Annotated in this window: 16 protein-coding genes; 12 read left to right on the top strand and 4 right to left on the bottom strand. The window is 61.7% G+C overall.

All coding sequences use genetic code 11. The features are described 5' to 3' along the window. Positions 1-144: 144 nt before the first annotated feature. The 3 genes from BSY16_RS27395 to BSY16_RS27385 all read right to left on the bottom strand — a co-directional run bounded on the left by BSY16_RS27395 (position 145) and on the right by BSY16_RS27385 (position 3,641). A complete protein-coding gene (locus BSY16_RS27395; RefSeq protein ID WP_069062931.1) occupies positions 145-1,179 on the bottom strand; it encodes an NAD-dependent epimerase in 1,035 nt (344 codons plus the stop codon). After that, positions 1,176-2,519, bottom strand: a complete 1,344-nt coding sequence (locus BSY16_RS27390) for a UDP-glucose dehydrogenase family protein (RefSeq protein ID WP_069062930.1) — start codon at positions 2,517-2,519, stop codon at positions 1,176-1,178. Before BSY16_RS27390 ends, BSY16_RS27395 begins: the two co-directional genes overlap by 4 nt. Positions 2,520-2,678: 159 nt before the next feature. Further along, entirely contained in the window at positions 2,679-3,641 is a 963-nt protein-coding gene (locus tag BSY16_RS27385; protein ID WP_069062929.1) for a glycosyltransferase family 32 protein, read from the bottom strand. Positions 3,642-3,831: 190 nt separating this feature from the next. On the opposite strand from BSY16_RS27385, the gene BSY16_RS27380 reads away from it, so the two are divergent. The 10 genes from BSY16_RS27380 (at position 3,832) to BSY16_RS27335 (ending at position 18,312) form a co-directional block, all read left to right on the top strand. Beyond that, positions 3,832-5,742, top strand: coding sequence for a dipeptide ABC transporter ATP-binding protein (locus tag BSY16_RS27380; RefSeq protein ID WP_069062928.1), 1,911 nt, complete (start codon positions 3,832-3,834; stop codon positions 5,740-5,742). After that, positions 5,739-7,640 carry an ABC transporter substrate-binding protein gene (locus BSY16_RS27375; protein ID WP_069062927.1) on the top strand — a complete coding sequence of 634 codons (1,902 nt, stop codon included), beginning with the start codon at positions 5,739-5,741 and terminating at the stop codon, positions 7,638-7,640. Before BSY16_RS27380 ends, BSY16_RS27375 begins: the two co-directional genes overlap by 4 nt. Then, positions 7,640-8,638, top strand: a complete 999-nt coding sequence (locus BSY16_RS27370; RefSeq protein WP_069062926.1) for an ABC transporter permease — start codon at positions 7,640-7,642, stop codon at positions 8,636-8,638. Before BSY16_RS27375 ends, BSY16_RS27370 begins: the two co-directional genes overlap by 1 nt. Further along, positions 8,635-9,810 carry an ABC transporter permease gene (locus BSY16_RS27365; RefSeq protein WP_069062925.1) on the top strand — a complete coding sequence of 392 codons (1,176 nt, stop codon included), beginning with the start codon at positions 8,635-8,637 and terminating at the stop codon, positions 9,808-9,810. The genes BSY16_RS27370 and BSY16_RS27365 overlap by 4 nt, the downstream gene beginning before the upstream one ends. Before the next feature lie 73 nt (positions 9,811-9,883). Beyond that, a complete protein-coding gene (locus BSY16_RS27360; RefSeq protein ID WP_069062924.1) occupies positions 9,884-11,083 on the top strand; it encodes a glycosyltransferase family protein in 1,200 nt (399 codons plus the stop codon). Next, the gene (locus BSY16_RS27355; protein ID WP_502696018.1) at positions 11,083-12,351 is read left to right on the top strand and encodes a glycosyltransferase family 4 protein; all 1,269 of its coding nucleotides are present in this window, start codon (positions 11,083-11,085) and stop codon (positions 12,349-12,351) included. The genes BSY16_RS27360 and BSY16_RS27355 overlap by 1 nt, the downstream gene beginning before the upstream one ends. Then, positions 12,348-13,514: a glycosyltransferase family protein gene (locus tag BSY16_RS27350; protein WP_069062923.1), complete on the top strand. Its 1,167-nt coding sequence runs from the start codon at positions 12,348-12,350 to the stop codon at positions 13,512-13,514. Before BSY16_RS27355 ends, BSY16_RS27350 begins: the two co-directional genes overlap by 4 nt. A gap of 87 nt (positions 13,515-13,601) precedes the next feature. After that, positions 13,602-16,313, top strand: coding sequence for an ABC transporter transmembrane domain-containing protein (locus tag BSY16_RS27345; RefSeq protein WP_069062922.1), 2,712 nt, complete (start codon positions 13,602-13,604; stop codon positions 16,311-16,313). A gap of 46 nt (positions 16,314-16,359) precedes the next feature. Then, on the top strand, positions 16,360-16,779 hold the full coding sequence (locus BSY16_RS27340) for a cyclic nucleotide-binding domain-containing protein (RefSeq protein WP_069062921.1): 420 nt from the start codon (positions 16,360-16,362) through the stop codon (positions 16,777-16,779). Positions 16,780-17,220: 441 nt separating this feature from the next. Then, complete coding sequence (locus BSY16_RS27335; RefSeq protein ID WP_069062920.1) at positions 17,221-18,312, top strand: DUF2793 domain-containing protein; 1,092 nt, start codon at positions 17,221-17,223, stop codon at positions 18,310-18,312. Between the two features lie 29 nt (positions 18,313-18,341). On the opposite strand, the gene BSY16_RS27330 is transcribed toward BSY16_RS27335, so the two are convergent. Next, entirely contained in the window at positions 18,342-18,746 is a 405-nt protein-coding gene (locus BSY16_RS27330; RefSeq protein WP_069062919.1) for a MerR family transcriptional regulator, read from the bottom strand. 51 nt (positions 18,747-18,797) lie between these two features. Between BSY16_RS27330 and BSY16_RS27325 the strand changes: the two genes are divergently transcribed. Both BSY16_RS27325 and BSY16_RS27320 read left to right on the top strand, forming a co-directional pair. Continuing rightward, positions 18,798-19,583: a MauE/DoxX family redox-associated membrane protein gene (locus BSY16_RS27325; RefSeq protein ID WP_069062918.1), complete on the top strand. Its 786-nt coding sequence runs from the start codon at positions 18,798-18,800 to the stop codon at positions 19,581-19,583. 193 nt (positions 19,584-19,776) lie between these two features. Next, complete coding sequence (locus tag BSY16_RS27320; RefSeq protein ID WP_069062917.1) at positions 19,777-20,883, top strand: hypothetical protein; 1,107 nt, start codon at positions 19,777-19,779, stop codon at positions 20,881-20,883. Positions 20,884-20,887: the final 4 nt, after the last annotated feature.

Below are 20,887 nucleotides of genomic sequence, written 5' to 3'. Positions count from 1 at the left end.
CAAATCATATTGCTTGCGATGATGCGCGCCGAGCGCCGTAAAGGTAAGAAAGCCACTCCTATAGCTGGCAAAAACCATAGAATTTCTTTGCACGCAGCGCGACAGCTGACGCGAAGGACACCCGCATCCCAAGCTTATGTGCGCTTAGGAGTGGCTAGGCCCGCAGTTGCGCTTGCGCCACTCCAGATACCACTGCGTGAAGGCAGCGATGCCCTCTTCCAGCGTCACGCGCGGGACAAAACCCGTGAGATGATGCAGGAGCTCGGTGGAGGCGAAGGTGCGCGGCACATCGCCTTGCTGCATCGGCATGTAGTTGCGTTTCGCTGGACGTCCCAGTGCCTTCTCGATCGTCTCGATGAAGGCCATAAGCTCAACCGGGCGCCCGCCGCCGATGTTGACGACGCGGAAAGGCGCATGCGCCGAGAGCGTATCGATGACGCCCGGCGCCGTCGCACGGTTGCTTTCCGATGGCACGACGCCGACAAGGCGGACGATGGCTTCGACGAGGTCGTCGATATAGGTGAAGTCACGGCTCATATTGCCCTGGCCGTAAACGTCGATCGGGCGATCGTTGAGGATGGCGTCGGTGAACTTGATCGGCGCCATGTCCGGGCGTCCCCAGGGGCCGTAGACCGTGAAGAACCGGAAGGCCGTCGTCGGCACCTTGTAGAGATGGGCATAGGAGTGCGCCATCAGCTCCATGGATTTCTTGGAAGCGGCATAGAGCGTCATCGGTTCGTCGGCGCGGTCGGATTCGGCGAACGGGATTTTCTCGTTTGCACCGTAGATCGACGAGGTCGAGGCGAGCAGCAGATGTTGCGGCTGGAACGCCTTTGCGAGCTCCAGCACATTCCATGAGCCGACGAGATTGGAGTCCACATAGGTACCGGGATTTTCGAGGCTATAGCGCACGCCGGCTTGTGCGGCGAGATGGAGTATCACGTCGGGCTTCTGGAATGCGGCCGCTGCGTCGAGCGCTGCCCTGTCTTCCAGCCTGCCGCTGACCTGCCGGAACGCTGCATAGGGTTCCAGGATCGCAAGGCGCTGTTCCTTGAGCGTCACGTCGTAGTACGGCGTCATGGCGTCGAAGCCGACGACGGAATGGCCGTCGTCGAGCAGTCGTTTTGCCAGATGGAAACCAATGAAGCCGGCCGTGCCCGTGACGAGAAAATGCGTCATTCCGCTGCCTCGGAGACCGGCACGACCATGGCGGACGTGCCGCGGCCGATGCTGGCATAGGCAAAGCCGTGTCGCTTGATCTCATCCGGCGTATAGACATTGCGCAGATCGACCAGCAGGGGCTTGGCCATGATGGACTTCAGCCGCTGAAAATCCAGCGCGCGGAACTGGTTCCATTCCGTGACGATCACCACAGCCTCCGCACCTTCGGCAATATCGTAAGGCGAGGTGCCGTAGGTCACATTGTCGAGGATGGCCTTGGAGGCCTCCATACCTTCCGGATCATAGGCAAAGATCCGGGCGCCGCCGTCCTGCAGGGCCTGGATGATCGAGATTGACGGCGCATCGCGCATGTCGTCGGTCTCGGGCTTGAAGGTGAGGCCGAGAATGGCGATCTTCTTGCCGCGCACGTCGCCGTTCAGCGCATTGATCACCTTGCGGGCCATGGCTCGCTTGCGTGTATCGTTGATGGCGATCGTGGTCTCGATTAGGCGCATTGGGCTGTCATTGTCCTGTGCGGTCTTGACGAGCGCCAGCGTATCCTTCGGGAAGCAGGAGCCGCCGTAGCCGGGACCGGCATGAAGGAATTTCGAGCCGATGCGGCCATCAAGGCCGATGCCACGCGAAATCTGCTGCACGTCGGCGCCGACCTTTTCGCAGAGGTCGGCGATTTCGTTGATGAAGGTGATCTTCATCGCAAGAAACGCATTGGCAGCGTATTTGATCAGCTCGGACGTGCGGCGGGTGGTGAAGAGCAGCGGCAACTGGTTGAGATAGAGCGGCCGGTAGACCTCCGTCATCACCTCGCGCGCGCGTTCATCCTCGATGCCGACGACGATGCGGTCCGGACGCTTGAAGTCGCTGATCGCGGCGCCCTCGCGCAGGAATTCCGGATTGGAAACGACGGCAATGTCCGCATCGGGGCGGGTCTCGCGCATGATGCGCTCCACCTCGTCACCCGTGCCGACGGGCACCGTCGATTTCGTGACGACGACCGTAAAACCCTTGACCGACTGGGCGATTTCGCGGGCAGCGGCATAGACATAGGAAAGGTCGGCGTGACCGTCACCGCGGCGCGACGGCGTGCCGACGGCGATGAAGACGACATCGGCCTCGCTCACCGGCCCGGCGAACTCCGTGGTGAAGGAAAGGCGGCCGGCCTTGACGTTTTCGGCGACCAGCGCATCGAGGCCAGGCTCGAAGATCGGTATTTCGCCGCGGTTCAGCGCCTCGATCTTGTTCTCTGCCTTGTCGATGCAGACGACGGTGTGGCCGAAATCGGCAAAACAGGCGCCAGACACCAGCCCTACATAGCCGGAACCAATCATGGCGATCTTCATGGTGCAATGTCTCCAAGCGGGTCCGCCGTGGCGGACACTCTAATCTGTCTGTTGCTGCGCAATTCGGTGCATCAAACCGGTTCGCACGTTCTATGGAAGTGCTCTAGCACGCTATTTGTCACAAATAGAATACGGTGCGGCATCGACCGCAACCCGCAGCTACCACGACTTCCAGGCGAGCAGCAGGCCCGCATCCTGTGCTTCGAAGGTCCCGCAGGCTGCCTCGACCTCGGAAAACGGCGCCCTTCTGGGCAATTCACCTGCGACGAAGGAGGCATCCGCAAGCGTCAGCGCACCACCACGCGCGATAACGGTAAACAGCAATGGCCCCGTCGACCACCAGGCGGGCGCCTCCGGCATCGCTGCGATAACCGAAGGCAAAACGGCATTGAGCTTCGTCAGAACCGGGTGATGGGCGGGCGCGGCGACGAACGAATTGGCTAGCAGAAGGCTGCCGCGGCCGGTCTTGCGCGGAATGTCCTCCGCCATGGCAATCAGGCCGGTCATCGGCAAGAGATCGTGGAAACTGATGTCCATGCGGGCCGGATACCAGTCGCAATCGAGATAGATGCCGCCCTCCTGCTCCACCAGCAGATAGCGCGCGACATCGACGGCGCCGGGATAGTCTTCGCGTAAAAGCATCGTCTGGAAGGCTTTGTTCTCGTAGACGCCGGCCTCCGCCAGGTCCGTTTCCCGCCAGAGAAAATAGCCGTAGCCATGCGCCTTGGCGTGGTGTTCCCAGGCTTTCGTCGATGGCGGCAAGTCCGCGCTTCCGATCCAGATCTGGTGGATGATCGGCGGCACCACGGCCCGGTTGGCCTCGGCAATCGCCCGCTTCTCGGCCAGGGTGAACCGTCCGTGGACGGCCAGAATGTCCGGGTCCGGGACGAGGTGGTACTGGTAACCGATGCGCTTGACGGGGTCCTGTTCGGCCTTGGCAAGCTTCAGCAGGGCGGAGTGCAGCCGACGTGGCAAGCCGAGCGCTGTATCCGGCCCCAGCGCCGCCTTCTCCGGATCGGCGGCAACGGCCTCCAGCACTTTGCGGGCGGCATCGAACGCGCCAGCGTCCCGGTGTAGCGCAGCTTTTTCGAGTTCCGCGTTCAATCGTAGCTTGGCTGACATCAATTTGTCCTAAGGGAAGGCGCCCGCGCGCTGGAGTGAACTGTCATATTCCGTCTGCGCCCGAGTGAGAACAACCCCAACCTGCCTTTAAAGTAAGGCGTGGACAGAAAAAAATGTGCACGCTAGTCTCACGGTGGGGAATACAACCAAATGCCGCGTGGATGCATATCCGTCAGGCGAGAAAGTACATATGAACGTGAATGCGACGCGCCGGCCGAGGGACCTGCTGCGGATTGAAAACCTACACGTCTCCTTTTCGTTGATGGGCGCAAGGATCACCGCCGTCAGGGGCGCGAATCTCAGGGTGTTGCCGGGCAAGGTGACGGCCCTGGTGGGGGAGTCCGGCTCAGGCAAGTCCGTCATCAGCCAGACCGCGATGGGACTTCAGACCACGACCGCGCGGGTCTCGGGAAAAATCCTGTTCGACGATCCGCTCTCGGGCGAAGGCCCGATCGATATTCTGCCGCTGCCGCATGACGGACGGAAGATTCGCTCGATCCGCGGCGGACGCATGGGCATGATCTTCCAGGAGCCGATGACGTCCTTTTCGCCGTTGCACACGATCGGCGACCAGATCAGCGAGACGCTGCGCATCCACACGGGCCTGACCGGCGCGGAAATGCGCGAACGCTGCGAGGACATGCTGTCCCGCGTCGGATTCAACAATCCGAAAAAAGTCTACGACATGTATTCCTTCGAGCTGTCGGGCGGCATGCGCCAGCGCGCGATGATCGCGATGGCACTGGTCTGCGGCCCTGCCCTCCTCATTGCCGACGAGCCGACCACGGCGCTCGACGTGACGATCCAGGCGCAGATCCTGAAGCTCCTGAAAGACCTGCAGTTGCAGATGGACATGGCCGTGCTGCTCGTCACACACGACCTCGGCGTCGTCGCCAACATCGCCGACGAGGTGGTAGTGATCTATCAGGGCGAGATCATGGAGGCCGGGCCGGTCGAGACGATCTTCCGGCAGCCCGCCCATCCCTATCTCAAGGGCCTGATGGCGGCGATCCCGCATTTCGGCATGCAGCGCGGCGACCGCCTGAAGCCGCTCCGGGAAATCGAGGTCAACCAGGACAACCTGCTCAGCAAGAAATACCAGGCACGCACGGGTCCGGAAACGATCCTCTCGGTACGCAATCTCAGCAAGACGTTCGAGATCCGCAAAGACAACTGGCAGATGCCCGGCCGGCAGAAGGAAAAGAACCGGCCAGCCGTCGATGACGTCAGCTTCGACATCAAGCGCGGCGAATGCCTCGGCCTTGTCGGCGAAAGCGGCTGCGGCAAGACCACCGTCAGCAAGATCCTGATGCGCGCCATCGAGCCGGATGCCGGTTCCGTCCTCTTCGACGACGGCAAGGGGCCGATCGACGTCCTGAAGGCCAAAGGCGCGGAACTGCAAAGCCTGCGCACCCGGATGCAGATGGTCTTCCAGGACCCGCTGTCCTCGCTCTCGCCACGCATGACGATCGGCGACATCCTGCGCGAACCGCTCGATATCCACGACCACGGCGACACCGCCAAGCGCAAGATGGCCATAAAGGCACTGATCCGCGCGATCGGCCTCGACGAAGCATCGCTGCAACGCTATCCGCACAGCTTTTCCGGTGGCCAACGCCAGCGCATCGGCATAGCGCGCGCGCTTGCCCTCGGCCCGAGCCTCATCATCTGCGACGAACCGGTTTCCGCGCTCGACGTTTCGGTGCAGGCACAGATCCTCAACCTTCTCAAAGACTTGCAGAAGGATCTTGGACTTACCTACCTCTTCATCTCGCACAATCTCGCCGTCGTCGACTACATGGCCGACCGGGTTGCCGTGATGTGGGCCGGCAGGATTGTCGAGATCGCGCCACGCGAGGTCATCATGACCGCGCCGGTGCATCCCTATACAAGGGCGCTGCTCGATGCGGTCGCCTTCCCGGACCTCGACCGGCCGCTGAACTTCGAAACGGCCGGCAAGACCAGCGCCGTCTCGCGCGCCAGCTGGGCACAAGCCTTTCGCGATGACGACGGCGGCGAAGGCATGGCGCCGGCCGATCTCGGCGGCGGCCATTTCGTGCTTGCCCGCAGGAATGCCGATGTGCGGGAGTTGACGCCATGATCACGCGCCGCACCGCGCTCGGCCTTCTCGCGACAGCTTTCGTTCCGGGCCTTGCCCGCACGGCCTTTGCGGAATCCGATTACCTGAAACCCAAGGTGGAGGCGGGAGAACTGCCCTCTGTTGCCGAACGGTTGCCGAAGACACCGCGTATCATAAACAACGCGGCCCTTGGTGGCGCGCCCGGCGTCCAGGGTGGTACCGCACGCATGTTGATCGGTGGGCAACGCGACGTCCGCCTGATGCCGATCAACAGTTATTCGCGCCTCGTCGGCTACGACCGGGACTTGAAGCTCCAGGCGGATATCCTGGAATCCTTCACCGTGGAGGAGGCGCGTATCTTCACCTTCCGCCTGCGTGAAGGGCACAAATGGTCGAGCGGCGCCCCCTTCACCGTCGAAGATTTTCGCTACTGCTGGGAAGAGGTCATTCTCAACCGGGAACTCCTCAAGGGGGGGCCGCCGGTGGATCTGCTCGTCGAGGGCAAGCCGCCGACTTTCGAGGTGGTCGATCCGCTGACGGTGCGCTACAGCTGGGAAAGGCCGATCCCGGACTTCCTGCCAAAACTCGCTGCCCCCATCCCCTTGGTGTTGGCACTGCCATCCGCCTACATGCGGCAGTTCCACAAGAAATTTCAGGCCGCCGACGTTCTGAAAAAGCATATCCACAAGCAGCGCGTCGACGATTGGCGCGGCCTGCATATCAAGATGTCGCGGCAGAACCGGCCGGAAAATCCGGATCTGCCGACGCTTGAAGCCTGGCGCCCGCGCACGGCCCCGCCGGCTGAGCAGTTCATCTTCGATCGCAACCCCTTTTTCCACCGGGTGGACGAGAATGGGGTGCAACTGCCCTATATCGACCGCGTGGTGATGAATGTCTCCTCGCCGGACCTCATTTCCGCCAAGACGGCGACCGGGGAAAGCGACCTTCAGACTGCCAATCTCGATTTTGCCGACTACACGCTCCTCAAGGAAGCCGAAACGACCTATCCGCTGAATGTGCTGCTCTGGAAGCGCACGCTCGGCTCGCGCGTCGCGCTGATCCCGAACCTCAACTGCGGCGACGAAGGCTGGCGGAAGGTTTTGCGGGACGTGCGGGTGCGCCGGGCCATGTCGCTCGCCATCAACCGCACGGAAATCAACAAGGCCGTTTTTTACGGACTTGGCCAGGAGAGCGCCAACACGGTGCTGCCGGAAAGTTCGCTCTTCAAGCTGGACTATGCCAAGGCCTGGGCATCATATGACCCGGACCAGGCCAATCGCCTGCTCGACGAGGCGGGCCTCGACAAACGCGACGACGAAGGCCTGCGCCAGCTGCCGGACGGCCGCTCTGCCCATGTCGTCGTGGAAAGCGCCGGCGAAAGCACGCTGGAGACAGACGTGCTGGAGCTGATCACCGACCATTTCCGCACCGTCGGCCTGGGACTTTTCGTGCGCACATCGCAGCGCGACATCTTCCGCAGCCGCGCGATCGGCGGCGAGGTCGTGATGTCCGTGTGGTACGGGCTCGATAACGGCGTGCCGACTCCCGAAATGTCGCCCTCCGAACTCGCGCCGACCTCCGACGATCAGTACCAGTGGCCGGTCTGGGGCATGTATTTCGCGACCGTCAAAACCAAGGGCGAACCGCCGGATATGCCGGAAGTGCAATACCTCGTCGAGAAATACGATGCCTGGCAGATGACGACGACCGACGACGAGCGGGCGACGATCTGGCATGAGATGCTGGCGCACCATGCCGACCAGGTCTTCACCATCGGCACCGTCAACGGCATTTCCCAGCCGGTCGTGCGCGCTCGGCGGATGCGCAACGTGCCCGACAAGGCACTCTACGGCTTCAACCCGACCAGTTTCCTCGGCGTCTACATGCCGGATACGTTCTGGTACGAAGGGGGCGCGTGATGGTTCGCTACATTCTCGGGCGCATCGCCGTCATGGTGCCGACATTGATTCTCATCTCGATGCTGGTCTTCACCATCATCGAGCTTCCGCCCGGCGACTATTTCGAAAGCTATATCTCGGAGCTGCGCGCCATGGGCGAAGCAACCGACATGGCCGAAATCGAGGAACTGCGCGAACGCTACGGCTTCGACAAGCCGGCGCCGCTGAGGTACCTGCACTGGGTCGGCGGCATGCTGATCGGCGATTTCGGATATTCGTTCGAATACCGCCTGCCGGTTTCGGAAGTGGTCGGGGACCGATTGTGGCTAACGGTTCTCGTCTCCTTCGTCACAATCCTCTTCACTTGGCTTCTCGCCTTCCCGATCGGCATCTACTCGGCCACGCACCAATATAGCTGGGGTGACTACGGCCTGACGCTCGCCGGTTTGATCGGCATCGCCGTGCCGAACTTCATGCTGGCGCTCATCGTCATGTATTTCGCCAATATCTGGTTCGGGGTGTCGATCGGCGGGCTGATGGACCGCCAGTTCCTGGGTGCGCCGATGAGCTGGGAGAAGTTCCGCTCCATCCTTTCGCATATCTGGATTCCGGTCATCATCATCGGCACGGCAGGCACGGCCGGCATGGTACGGCGCCTGCGCGCCAACCTGCTCGATGAACTCAACAAACAATATGTCGTGACCGCGCGCTCCAAGGGCCTGCATCCGATGCGGGTTCTGACGAAGTACCCGCTCCGCATGTCCCTGAACTTCTTCATATCCGACATCGGCTCGATCCTGCCCTCCATCATTTCCGGCGCGGAGGTCACCGCCATCGTGCTGTCGTTGGAAACGACCGGCCCGATGCTGATCAAGGCACTCCAGACGCAGGACATGTATCTCGCCGGCTCCTTCCTGATGTTCCTGGCCTTCCTGACGGTCATCGGCGTGCTGGTCTCCGACATCGCACTCGCGATCCTCGATCCGCGCATCCGGCTCGGCGGAGGAAGCCGCAAGTGAAGACCTCGCTCCCTGAACCCGGCGCGCCCCTCGCCCATTTCGTCTCCGACGCGCCGTTCGATCCCTATGCCGCCGAGCGCAAGACGGAAGAGCTGCAGGCAGTCGCCCAGGCCTCGCAGTTCCAATTGATGTGGTGGCATTTCCGCCGGCACAAGATGGCGCTTGCCTCCGGCATCTTCCTGATCGTGGTCTACCTGATGATCACGATCAGCGAGTTCCTGGCGCCCTACAACCTGCACACCCGCAACATCGACTTCATCTATTCCCCGCCGCAGACGTTGCGCTTCATGCACGAGGGCGCGTTCGTCGGCCCCTTCGTCTACGGCCAGCGCATGACGCTGAACATGGACAATCTGAAGCGGGTCTATACGGACGATACGTCGGACGTGCAGAAACTGCGTTTCTTCTGCCGCGGCGATGCTTACAAATTCTGGGGCCTCTTCAAGTCGGATGTCCATCTCGTCTGCCCGGCGGAAGGCGGACAGTTCTTCTTCCTCGGCACCGATCGGCTGGGCCGGGACATGCTCTCGCGCATCCTTTATGGCGCCCGCATTTCGCTGACCATCGGCGCGCTCGGCGTGATGATGAGCTTCGTTCTCGGGATCGTGATCGGCGGGCTTGCCGGCTATCACGGCGGCTGGTTCGACCTCGTCGTGCAGCGCGTGATCGAGGTTCTGCAGTCCATTCCCAGCATTCCGCTGTGGATGGCGCTTGCCGCCATCATACCCGTCACCTGGAGCCCTATTTTCGTCTATATCGGCATTACGATCATCCTCGGCATGCTCGACTGGACCGGGCTGGCGCGCGCCGTACGCTCGAAACTTCTTGCCTTACGCGAGGAAGATTATGTATTGGCGGCGCAAGTCATGGGTGCTGGCAGCGCCCGCATCATTCGCCGCCATCTCATTCCCGGCTTCATGTCCCACCTGATCGCCAGCGCAACGCTGACCATTCCGGGCATGATCCTCGGGGAGACGGCATTGAGTTTCCTCGGGCTCGGCCTTCGCCCGCCCATCACCAGCTGGGGCATTCTTCTGACAGAGGCCCGCAGCATCAACATTATCGCCCTATACCCATGGCTGCTGTACCCGGTGGTACCTGTCGTATTAGTAATTCTTGCTTTCAACTTCCTTGGCGATGGACTACGCGATGCGGCTGACCCCTATAAGTGAAATTGGGATAACGAATGCAGAACAATCGCCGTTGCTTGAAGGCGAACTGGGTAGGAGTCTGGAGGCTTGCACCATGAGCCGCAGCTTCGAACACGCCCGCATCCTCATGTACAGCCACGACACGTTCGGCCTCGGCCATCTGCGCCGGTGTCGCACGATCGCCCATGCGCTGGTCGAGGAGTATCGCGGCCTCAATGTGCTGATCATCTCCGGCGCGACGATCGCCGGCGCCTTCGATTATCGCGCCCGCGTCGACTTCGTGAAGATCCCGAGCGTCATCAAGCTGCGCAATGGCGAGTACACCTCGCTGGAGCGCCACATCGACCTTGAAGATACTCTCAACATGCGCCGGTCGATCATTCGCCACACGGCGGAGACCTTCAATCCGGACATCTTCATCATCGACAAGGAGCCGATGGGGCTCAGCGGCGAAGTGGAAGAGACGCTCGCCTACCTCAAGAGCCGCGGCAAGCGTCTCATTCTCGGCCTGCGCGAAGTGATGGACGCACCGCACCTGCTCGAAGCCGAGTGGAAGCGCAAGGACGTCATGCACAAGATCGACAGGTTCTATGACGACATCTGGGTCTATGGTCCGCCGGACTTTTACGACCCCCTCGTCGGCCTCGACGTGCCCCAGGGAGTGCGCGACAAGCTGAACTTCGTCGGATTCCTGCAAAGGAACGCGCTTCAGATGGACCGCGCCCAGTATCAGCCGTCCGGTGATTACCTGCTGGTGACCACGGGTGGTGGCGGTGATGGGGCGGAGCTCGTGCAGGACGTCCTTCGGGCCTACCAGCAGGATGCCGAGCTGACCCATAAGGCCCTCATCGTCCTCGGCCCCTACATGCCACAGGAACAGCGCACCAAGCTCACGCAGGAAGCCTCGAAAATCCCCTATGTCGAGGTGATCGAGTTCGACACGCGCATGGAGGATCTGGTCGCCGGTGCCCGGGCCGTCGTGGCAATGGGGGGCTACAACACCTATTGCGAAATCCTCTCCTTCGACAAGCCGGCGCTGATCGTGCCCCGCGTACAGCCGCGCGAGGAGCAGCTGATACGCGCATCGCGCGCCGCCGAGCTTGGGCTGGTCGATATGCTGCTGCCGGATGAATCGAGCGACCCGGTGCGGCTTGCCGCTGCCCTGAAGGCCTTGCCGCAACGTCCGCCGCCGTCGAGCGGCAGCCCGGAACTGCGGCTCGAAGGCCTTCGCAACATCGCCCGTATCGTCGGCGACGAGCTTGCGGCGCGTGAACTCACGCCACCCGCCGCCTGATGAGAGGCGAAGCCGCGTTGTTGCAGCCGCGAAAAATCGTCGTGCTCCTGAAGGGTTATCCGCGCCTGTCGGAAACCTTCATAGCGCAGGAACTGCTTGGCCTTGAACGGGCCGGGCTCGACCTCGTCCTCGTTTCGCTCCGCCATCCGACCGATCGCAAGCGTCACCCCGTGCATGACGAGATCAAGGCGCCGGTGCACTATTTGCCGGAATACCTGCATGAGGAGCCGATCCGGGTTCTGCGCGGCCTTATCGCAAGTTTTCGTGCCCCCGGCTTCGGCGTGGCGTTTCGCCAGCTCCTGAAGGACCTGCGACGGGATTTCAGCCGGAACCGTTTTCGCCGCTTTGGCCAGGCCGCCGTACTCGTGCGAGAATGGCCACAGGATGCCGGCTGGCTACATGCGCACTTCATCCACACGCCGGCTTCCGTCGCCAGCTATGCGAGCCAGATGCTCAATATCCCCTGGACGGTCTCCGCCCATGCAAAAGATATCTGGACCTCCGAGGACTGGGAGCTTGCCGGCAAGCTTTCGACCGCCCACTGGGCCGTAACCTGCACGAAGAGCGGCCACGCGCATCTGCAAAACCTTGCGGCGCAGAACCGCGACCGGGTGCATCTCAGTTACCATGGCCTTGATCTCGACCGTTTTCCTCGCTTTGAGCACGCTCGGCCGCCGCGTGACGGTTCCGACGCTTCCGACTCCGTCACCATCATCAGCGTGGGGCGTGCCGTGCCGAAAAAAGGCTATGACGTACTGCTGCGGGCATTCGCCAAGCTCCCCGCAGATCTCCACTGGCGTTTCGTCCATGCCGGTGACGGTGGCGAGCGGCCGAAGCTGCAAAAGCTGGCGGCCGAACTTGGCATAGCGGACAGGATCACCTGGCTCGGGGCGGTCGACCAGAAGGATGTGCTTGAGGCTTACCGCAAGGCCGACATCTTTGCCCTCGCCTGCCGCATTACGGCCGACGGTGACCGGGACGGTCTGCCGAACGTACTGGTGGAAGCGGCAAGCCAGCGGCTGACCTGCGTCGCGTCGGATATTTCCGGCATCCCGGAACTGTTCGAGGATGAGGTCAACGGACTGCTGGTGCCCACTGAAGACGCCGCCGCCCTCGCCGGCGCACTCGAACGCGCTATTCGCGACCCGGCTCTGCGTGAACGGCTCGGCCAGGCGGCAGAAGCCAAGGTGCGCGGCAGCTTCGATCATCATGCCAGCATCTCGCAATTGAAGGCGCTTTTTGACGCCGGAGCACGGGAGGCCGCATGACCGCCCATGCCGCGGCGAACGACGCTGGCAGGGCGCCGCGTGTCTTCTTCTATGTCCAGCACCTACTCGGCATCGGGCATCTGGCACGCGCCAGCCGTATCGCGCGTGCGCTCGGGGAAAACGGTTTCGAGGTCACACTCGTCACCGGCGGCATGCCCGTCGATGGCTTTCCCGGTCCCGGCATCAACCACGTCGCCTTGCCCTCCATCGCGGTTGGTGACGGCGGCTTTGCAGCGCTTGTGGATGCGAATGGAAACGTCGTCGATGAAGCCTTCAAGGCCGATCGGCGCGACAGGCTTCTCACCGCCTACCATGCGTGCCAGCCGGACGTCGTCATTCTGGAGGCCTTTCCCTTCGGCCGCCGGCAGGTGCGTTTCGAGCTTCTGCCGCTGATCGACGCGATCGAAAAGAGCGAGCCGCGGCCGCTGCTCATGACATCGTTGCGCGACATTCTCCAGGAGCGCGCCAAGCCGGGGCGCGACGAGGAAACCATCGACCTCGTCGTCCGCCATTTCGACCGTGTCCTTGTTCACGGCGATCCCGCCTTCGTGCGGCTTGAAGATACCTTTCCGCTGGCAAACCAGATTGCCGATCGCGTCCTCTATACCGGCCTTGTCGGTGCCGCACCGGCCGACCCGCCGGCTAAACGCTACGATATCGTCGTCTCCGCCGGTGGTGGTGCAGTCGGCGCAGGGCTGGTCGAGGCAGCACTCCAGGCGTCCCGGCGCCTTGGCGATATCGGGCGCTGGCTGATCATTACCGGTCCCAACATGCCGCAGGCCGATTTCGAACGCTTCGCGGCGCAATCGGCTGAAAATGTCGAGCTTGTGCGCTTCAGGACCGATTTCCGCAGCCTGCTGACGACCGCCCGGTTGTCGATATCGCAGGCCGGCTACAATACCGTCTGCGATATTCTACAAGCCGGCTGCGCCTCGGTGCTCGTGCCCTTCGCATCGGGCGGCGAGACGGAGCAGACGGCCCGCGCGCAGCGGCTGGAACGACTCGGCCAGGCGGTCGTCGTGATGGAGGAGGCGCTTTCTGCGGAAACGATGGCCAGCGCAATTTCCCGCGCACTATCGGCTGAAGCAGAGAAAAATGTGCCTGTTTTGCAACTAGATGGCGCCAATCGCACGGCCGAGATGCTGAGGGACCTACTAAAGTAGCCCGCGGCTTCCTAGTTCTTGCGGTATTGCCCCTGTCTTATAATCTTCACATAGGACAGCGACCTTTCTCGCGCATAGAAGTCGTCGATGGAAAAAAGTCTCGCCCGGTATATTTGGGACCATACAAGGCCGCAGCAGCTCTGGATTCTGCTGATCGTCGGCCTGTCCATGATTCCCTATTACCTCGCGTTCGACCTGCCCAAACAGATCGTCAACGGGCCGATCCAGGGAAGCGGCTTCGAAAAGCCGGGCGATACGCAGATCTTCATGCCGATCAGCTTCGACCTGCCGTTCTGGGGGCATGTCGAGCTTTATTCTGGCCTGCCGCTGGAGCGCATGCCGTCGCTCCTCGCGCTCAGCCTGATGTTCCTCGTGCTGGTAATCATCAACGGGCTGTTCAAGTATTTTATCAACACCTACAAAGGTCGCCTCGGTGAGCGGCTCCTGCGGCGCATCCGGTATCAACTCGTTGACCGCATCCTCCGGTTCCCGCCAAAATACTTCAAGCACGTCAAGGCCGGCGAAGTCTCCTCGATGATCAAGGACGAGGTGGAGCCGCTCGGCGGCTTCACGGCGGACGCCTTCGTGCAGCCCGCCCTGCTCGGCGGCCAGGCACTGACCGCGTTGATCTTCATTTTCATCCAGCATTTCTGGCTGGGTTTCATCGCGTTTGCCATGGCGATGGTCCAGGTCGGCATCATCCCGCGCATGCGCCGGCGCCTGATCGAGCTTGGTCGCGAGCGGCAGATCACCGCCCGCCAGCTCGCCGGTCGTGTCGCCGAGATCGTCGATGGCATCGACACGATCCACGCCTACGACACCTCGAACTATGAACGCGCCGATATCGCCGAGCGCCTCGGGCGCATCTTCCGCATTCGCTACGACATCTACCAGTGGAAGTTCCTGGTCAAATTCCTGAACAATTTCCTCGCCCAGCTCACACCGTTCCTCTTCTATTGTATCGGTGGCTACCTCACGATCGTCGGCAAGCTCGACGTCGGCCAGCTCGTGGCCGTCATTAATGCCTACAAGGAGCTGCCAGGCCCGTTGAAGGAGCTGATCGACTGGGAACTCGTGCGCCAGGACGTGCAGGTGAAATATGAGCAGGTCGTCGAACAGTTTGAATCCGACCAACTGATCGATCCGGAAATCCAGGCCATAAACAGCGCGAGCGCGGCGGCGTTGCTCGGCCCGCTCTGCACCACCAACCTGCTGATCGACGATGATATTGGCGGCCGGGTGCTCGAGCATGTGACGGTAAAGATTCAACCCGGTGAAACGGTCGCCATCATCGGCGCCGCCGCCAGCGGCGGCGACCGGCTTGCCGAGGCGCTTGCCCGCGTCACCTGGCCTGCCGGCGGCAAGGTGACGGCCGGCGACGACGACCTCTTCGCCCTACCGGAATCCATAACCGGTCGACGGATTTCCTATGCCTCGCCCGAGGCCTACTTCTTCCACGGGAGCCTCAAGGACAACCTGCTCTACGGCCTCAAGCACGCCCCCATCGAACCGGTGAGCTACAAGGGCCCTGCCGCCGACAAGCGCAAATGGGACATCACCGAAGCACGCCGTTCCGGCAACCCGGATTTCGACCTCAACAGCAACTGGATCGATGTGAGCACACTCCACGCCCACGGCGAGGACGGGCTCTTCGGCGCCATGGTGGCGGTGCTGGACGTGGTCGAGCTTTCCGACGACGTGTTGCAGCTTGCGCTTCATTCCTCGCTCGGGGACGATCACGATCCGGAGCTCGCCGCCCAGATCGTCGAGATGCGCCGTGACCTGCGTGAGGAGTTGAACCGCCGCGATCTCAACAATCTCGTCGTGCCCTTCGAAGACAATGAATACAACACCGAGGCGCCGGTCGCTGAAAACCTGTTCTTCGGCATGATGCCTGATCCGAAGGCCTCCACCAAGGCAATCGTCAAGACGGCCTACTTCCGCAACATCATGCGCGAAAGCGGCCTTGGTCAGGCGCTCTTCGAGATGGGCAAGGGAATCGCCGAAAGCACGGTGGAACTCTTCAAGGACCTGCCGCCCGACCACCCGTTCTTCGAACAGCTCACTTTCATGCGGCCGGAAGAGATTCCGACTTATCAACATCTTCTGCAAAAACTGCGGCATCATGCCGCACCGAGTGAAGAAGAAAGGATCGCGCTCATCCGCCTCAGCTTCTTCTATATCGAGCCGCGACACCGCTTCGGTGTGCTCGACGAAAAGCTGATGCGCAAGATCGTCGAGGTGCGCCACCAGTTCCACGCGAACCTGCCGTCGGAACTTCTCGGGTATATTGAACGTTACAATCCGAATGCCTATCTGACATCAGGAACGCTGGTGGACAATATAGTGTTCGGCAAGCTCAATCATCGCTTCAGCGATGCCATTTCGAAGCTCAGGGAGATTGGTGGCGAGTTGCTGGCCAATCGACCGGAGCTATACCGGGCGTTGATGGCGTTGGGGCTTGAGTCGAATATCGGTGCCGGCGGGCGAAGAATGAACAACCTGCAACGCCTGAAGCTCGGCCTTGCCCGCGCCCTTATCCGCCGGTCGGACTATTACATCTTCAACCGCGCGTTTTCAGGCGTGGACCACCACCTCCAGGAGCATATCGTGGAGGCGGCCCTTGCGTTCCTGGCCAAGAGCGGTGATAATCCGGCTGTAGTCTGGGTTTTATCAAATACCCCGCTTGCAAGACACTTTAAAAGGGTGCTTGCTTTTGATGGCGGAAGTTTGGTGGAAGACGGCACCTACGAGACGATCGTCGAAAGCGGTACGGTATATAAGCAGTTGATAGCATGACTGGTGTGACGTGATCAGATAGCCGAAATCGAGGCGGTTGACTGTTATGATCTTGAACGACGAAGTACAGATGTTACGACGTGTTCCGCTCTTCTCAGGGATCGATGCGGGCAAGCTGAAATTGCTTGCCTTCGCCTCGAACCGGGTCAGCTACCGTGAAGGCCAAGAACTCTTCCACGAAGGCGATGAGGGCGATGCAGCCTATGTCGTGCTTTCCGGCGTCGTGGACATATACAGGGCTAGCCCTGCTGGCGAACAGAAGATCGCCTCCGAAGGCTGTTGCTCGGTCGTCGGCGAAATCGCCATTCTCTGCGGTACGCCACGCAATGCCACCGTCAAGGCATCCACTGCGGTCGAAGCCCTTCGTATCAGCAAGGATTGCTTCCTGAAGGTTCTGTCGACTTGCCCGCACAGCATGGCCGAAACCATGCGCGTGGTTGGTCAACGTCTTGCAATGGCCCATTAAGGCCATTCCTTCAGCTTTTCCGACGGACTTTCCGTCATCCTGCCAGCCTCGGGTGTGCGCGCACTCGAGGCTTTTTGCATTTGTTTCCTGCGCTCCAATCGGCGAAGCACCGTGCAGCGACGCAGAATCATTTGCTGGCAAAATGCGGCAAAAACAAGGGAATAAGGCCGTCCTTCCGTTCAACCAGAATCAGGAATTCATCACAGGCCTGTGATGACCGTCGCAAACGACGGGAGACGCGGGGTGAGCTGCGGCCATGCCAACGCATTTAAATGTGCGGCGCCAACGGTCTCGAGCTAGCGCTCCGTCGCCTCGCGCAGCGGGGGCGCAAGAGGATGGTTTTCGGCTGAATCGCCTGATTCTGCGCTGAGCGCAGCCCGTTTCGTCCCCGCTCCGCCGGCCCGCCTCATACTGGGCATCCATCCGCACAGGAGCCCGACCGTGAGCGAACAGACCGACCTCCTCAAACTCCCCTACATCATGCCGGCGCAGGCGCAGAAACACGTCACCCACAACGAGGCCCTGAGCATCCTCGATGCGGTGCTCCACATTCGCGTGAGCGGCGTCGGCAGCAATACGCCGCCCGGTGCGCCGGTGGAGGGTGAACGTCACGTGGTCGGCAGCGCGCCGACGGGCGCCTTCATCTCTCATACGAACAAGATCGCCGCCTTTCAGGATGGCGTCTGGGTGTTTTTTCCACCGCAGCCGGGCTGGACGCTGTGGGATGCCACCGGCGAGGCGATCCATGTTTTTCACGACAGCACATGGATCAAGGCAGCGCCGACACCGGAGCGACTCACTCTGCTTGGCATCGAGACGGATGCCGATACCGTCAATCGCCTCGCCGTTGCCGCGGCCGCAAGCCTGTTTACCCATGCCGGTGCGGGTCACCAGATCAAGGTCAACAAGGCGGCAGCCGCAAACACGGCCTCCATGCTGTTTCAGACCAACTGGTCCGGCCGGGCGGAAATGGGCCTCGCCGGCAATGACGATTTCTCGGTAAAGGTCTCCGCCGACGGCAGCACCTGGAAAACTCCGCTCTATCTGAAGGCATCCGATGGCTTTGCCGGCATCAATACCACGGACATTCGCTACCTCTTGACCGTCGGCCAGCCCGGCGCGACGGACAGCCTTCTCAACTACGACAAGACGATCGGTGTGGCCGGTGCGGGAGCTGCCTACTTCCGAGGGCAAGACACGACGAACAATGTCCGCTTCGTAATGGGCACCTTTACGAACAATGTGATGCTGGCGTCGAAGAGCAACCATCCGCTGGTCTTCAAGGTCAATGACACGGTCGAATCCTTCCGCATCGCGACGACCGGCCAGATCGGCATCGGCATCACCGCACCAAACGCATCCGCATTGGTCGACATGGCCAGCACGACCCGCGGCTTCCTGCCGCCCCGCATGACGACGACGCAACGCAACGCGATTGCCTCGCCGGCAGAAGGACTGGTCGTCTACAACATGACCCTGCACCAGCTCCAGTTCTGGAATGGCACGGCCTGGATGAGCATCGCAGGGGTCTGACGTTCGGCACGCTTGCGGGCACCGATTTCTTACGAAGCAAAGGACTTTAAGATCGGACACGGCCCGGTCTTGCCGACCGCGCATTCCGAAACCAGCGTTTGAAGCGAAGCCCGGGCCCTCTCAAGCTCTTTCATCCGGGCATCCAGTTCGGTAAGGCGCTTGTTCGCCATGTCGCGCACGGCGGCGCGGTTTTCGCCGGAATCGAGGGTCAGTAGCTGGCGGATTTCTTCCAGCGTGAAACCGGCCGTCTGGGCTTGCCGGATGAAGCGGAGGCGGCTGACATCCGACTCACCATAGTGACGGATGCCGTCCAGGCGCTTCGGCGTCGAAAGCAGGCCGCGACGCTGGTAAAACCGCACCGTCTCGACGCCGACATTGGCGGCCGCCGCAAGTTTTCCGATCGTGAGGTCTTGAGGGTGTTGACTCCGTACCATGGTACGGAACTTATAGTCCTGCCAATGATTTCACAAGACAGGAGACGTGAGATGTTGGACAGGATCAATCCGGATGCAGACCGCAAGGCCATCCTCTACCGCATGGTGATGCCAGGCCACACCTGCCCCTATGGCCTCAAGGCGAAGGATCTTCTGCGCCGCTCGGGCTATGTGGTCGACGACCGTCACCTGACGACGCGCGAGGAGACCGACGCCTTCAAGGCCAAGCATGAGGTGGCGACCACGCCGCAGGTCTTTATCAACGGCGAACGTATCGGCGGCTATGACGACCTGCGCCGCTTTCTCGGGAAACCCGTCGCCGACCCGAAGGCGACCAGCTATCGGCCGGTGATCGTGCTCTTCACGCTGACGGCGTTGATGGCCATGGCGGTGAGTTTCGCGGTGAGCGGCACGCCCTTCACGCTGAAGGCGGCGGAGTGGTTCATCGCCTTCTCGATGGTCGTGCTTGCCATGCTGAAGCTACAGAATGTCGAGAGCTTCGCGACCATGTTCCTGAACTACGACCTGCTCGCGAAACGCTGGGTGCCCTACAGCTACATCTACCCCTATGCCGAGGGCCTGGCCGGGGTACTGATGGTGGCCGGCGCCCTCAATTGGCTGTCGATCCCGACCGCCCTCTTTATCGGCACCATCGGGGCCGTCTCGGTGTTCAAAGCGGTCTATATCGACCGGCGCGAGTTGAAATGCGCCTGCGTGGGCGGATCCAGTAACGTCCCCCTCGGCTTCATCTCGCTGACCGAAAACCTGATGATGATCGCCATGGCGATCTGGATGGCTGCGGCAGCGCTGGGATACACGGCACCCCACGCAATGTAGCCTACCAGGCCGCGCGCGGCCCCAAAATGCCGCGCGCCGCCTGCTGCATTGCGGTTTTCCATCAAAACGCGAAACGCGCTCCACCCGGCAAACCCATTTCTTGACCTTTTTTTCATGGTCGTCGCGTAAGCAAGTCTGGGCGGCTGTGGCTCGCCGGAGAACCGCAATGGGGACAGGGTCCGAGTAGGTCGCGATGCCGAGCGTACGTTCATTTGAGGTCGGGGATGTCGATGCGGTCGCGGATCTCTTCCAGCGGCTTCTGCGCAAGAGCGCGCAGCCGGCGGGCGACGACCTGAAAACCTATCTGCGCGCGCTGTTCCTGGATTTTACCGATCGCGACCCCGACATACGCTCACGCGTCCATATGCGCGATGACGGCAGCGTTTCCGGCTTTCTCGGTGTCCTGCCGGTGCGCATGGAATTCGAGGGCCGCGCCGTGCGGGCTGCGAACTGCGGCACCTTCGCTTGCGACGATCGCGAGAGCGACCCCTTTGCCGGTGCGCGCCTGCTGCGCGACGTACTCTCCGGGCCGCAGGATTTTTCCTTTACCGAAACGTCGAACGATGTTTCGACCGACATGTGGCGCAGCATGCGCGCCACCGTGCTCGGCCCCTACAGCCTCGAATGGCTGCGTGTCCTGCGACCGGCCGCCTTCGCGCTGGAAGCCGCGGCCGGCCGGATGTCCGCTCTCAGGCTGCTCTCGCCAGTGGCGAAAGCGGCTGACGCGCTGGTCAGGCGTCGCGGAAAATCCGCATGGATCTCCTATACGCCACTTGCCGGCAAGGCTGACGCATTCGCAGACGTTCCGGTCGACGACGAGGAGTTTGCGGCCCTCTGCCAGAGCTTCGTGACGCAATTTCCCCTCCATCCTGCCTGGGATCAGCCGACGCTGACGGCGATGCTGCAACACGCCAAGCGTAAGGCCCTGCATGGCGAGCGCGTCCAGCATGCCGTCAAATCCCGGTCCGGCAAGGCGATCGGCCTCTATCTCTATTACGGCAATCCCGGCGGCATCGGCCGCACGGTACAGATCCTGGCCGCACCCGGACAAGAATCGGTCGTCATCGACTGCCTGTTGCGCAATGCCCATGAACGTGGACTCGTCGCCATGCGCGGCCGCACGCAGCCGGTCCTGCTCAATGCCATGATCGGCAAGAAATGCAGCTTCCTGCACGCGTCCTCGACTGTCGTGCATTCCCGAAACCCTGATCTCCTCGCCGCCATGACGAACGGGCATGCCTTCCTCAACGGCCTTGCCGGCGAAGGCTGGACCCGCCTCATCGGCGACCGGTTCGGATAGGCTC

It is taken from the genome of Sinorhizobium sp. RAC02, from assembly GCF_001713395.1.
Lineage (GTDB): Bacteria > Pseudomonadota > Alphaproteobacteria > Rhizobiales > Rhizobiaceae > Shinella.
The sequence above is the reverse complement of the archived record's forward strand: the minus strand, read 5'-3'. Positions and strand labels throughout refer to the sequence as shown.

What these genes read in the sequence shown, in the direction of transcription:
- BSY16_RS27395 (WP_069062931.1), bottom strand. Translation starts at nt 1,179, where the DNA reads ATGACGCATTTTCTCGTCACGGGCACGGCCGGCTTCATTGGTTTCCAT.
- BSY16_RS27390 (WP_069062930.1), bottom strand. Translation starts at nt 2,519, where the DNA reads ATGAAGATCGCCATGATTGGTTCCGGCTATGTAGGGCTGGTGTCTGGC.
- BSY16_RS27385 (WP_069062929.1), bottom strand. Translation starts at nt 3,641, where the DNA reads ATGTCAGCCAAGCTACGATTGAACGCGGAACTCGAAAAAGCTGCGCTA.
- BSY16_RS27380 (WP_069062928.1), top strand. Translation starts at nt 3,832, where the DNA reads ATGAACGTGAATGCGACGCGCCGGCCGAGGGACCTGCTGCGGATTGAA.
- BSY16_RS27375 (WP_069062927.1), top strand. Translation starts at nt 5,739, where the DNA reads ATGATCACGCGCCGCACCGCGCTCGGCCTTCTCGCGACAGCTTTCGTT.
- BSY16_RS27370 (WP_069062926.1), top strand. Translation starts at nt 7,640, where the DNA reads ATGGTTCGCTACATTCTCGGGCGCATCGCCGTCATGGTGCCGACATTG.
- BSY16_RS27360 (WP_069062924.1), top strand. Translation starts at nt 9,884, where the DNA reads ATGAGCCGCAGCTTCGAACACGCCCGCATCCTCATGTACAGCCACGAC.
- BSY16_RS27355 (WP_502696018.1), top strand. Translation starts at nt 11,083, where the DNA reads ATGAGAGGCGAAGCCGCGTTGTTGCAGCCGCGAAAAATCGTCGTGCTC.
- BSY16_RS27350 (WP_069062923.1), top strand. Translation starts at nt 12,348, where the DNA reads ATGACCGCCCATGCCGCGGCGAACGACGCTGGCAGGGCGCCGCGTGTC.
- BSY16_RS27345 (WP_069062922.1), top strand. Translation starts at nt 13,602, where the DNA reads ATGGAAAAAAGTCTCGCCCGGTATATTTGGGACCATACAAGGCCGCAG.
- BSY16_RS27340 (WP_069062921.1), top strand. Translation starts at nt 16,360, where the DNA reads ATGATCTTGAACGACGAAGTACAGATGTTACGACGTGTTCCGCTCTTC.
- BSY16_RS27330 (WP_069062919.1), bottom strand. Translation starts at nt 18,746, where the DNA reads ATGGTACGGAGTCAACACCCTCAAGACCTCACGATCGGAAAACTTGCG.
- BSY16_RS27325 (WP_069062918.1), top strand. Translation starts at nt 18,798, where the DNA reads ATGTTGGACAGGATCAATCCGGATGCAGACCGCAAGGCCATCCTCTAC.
- BSY16_RS27320 (WP_069062917.1), top strand. Translation starts at nt 19,777, where the DNA reads ATGCCGAGCGTACGTTCATTTGAGGTCGGGGATGTCGATGCGGTCGCG.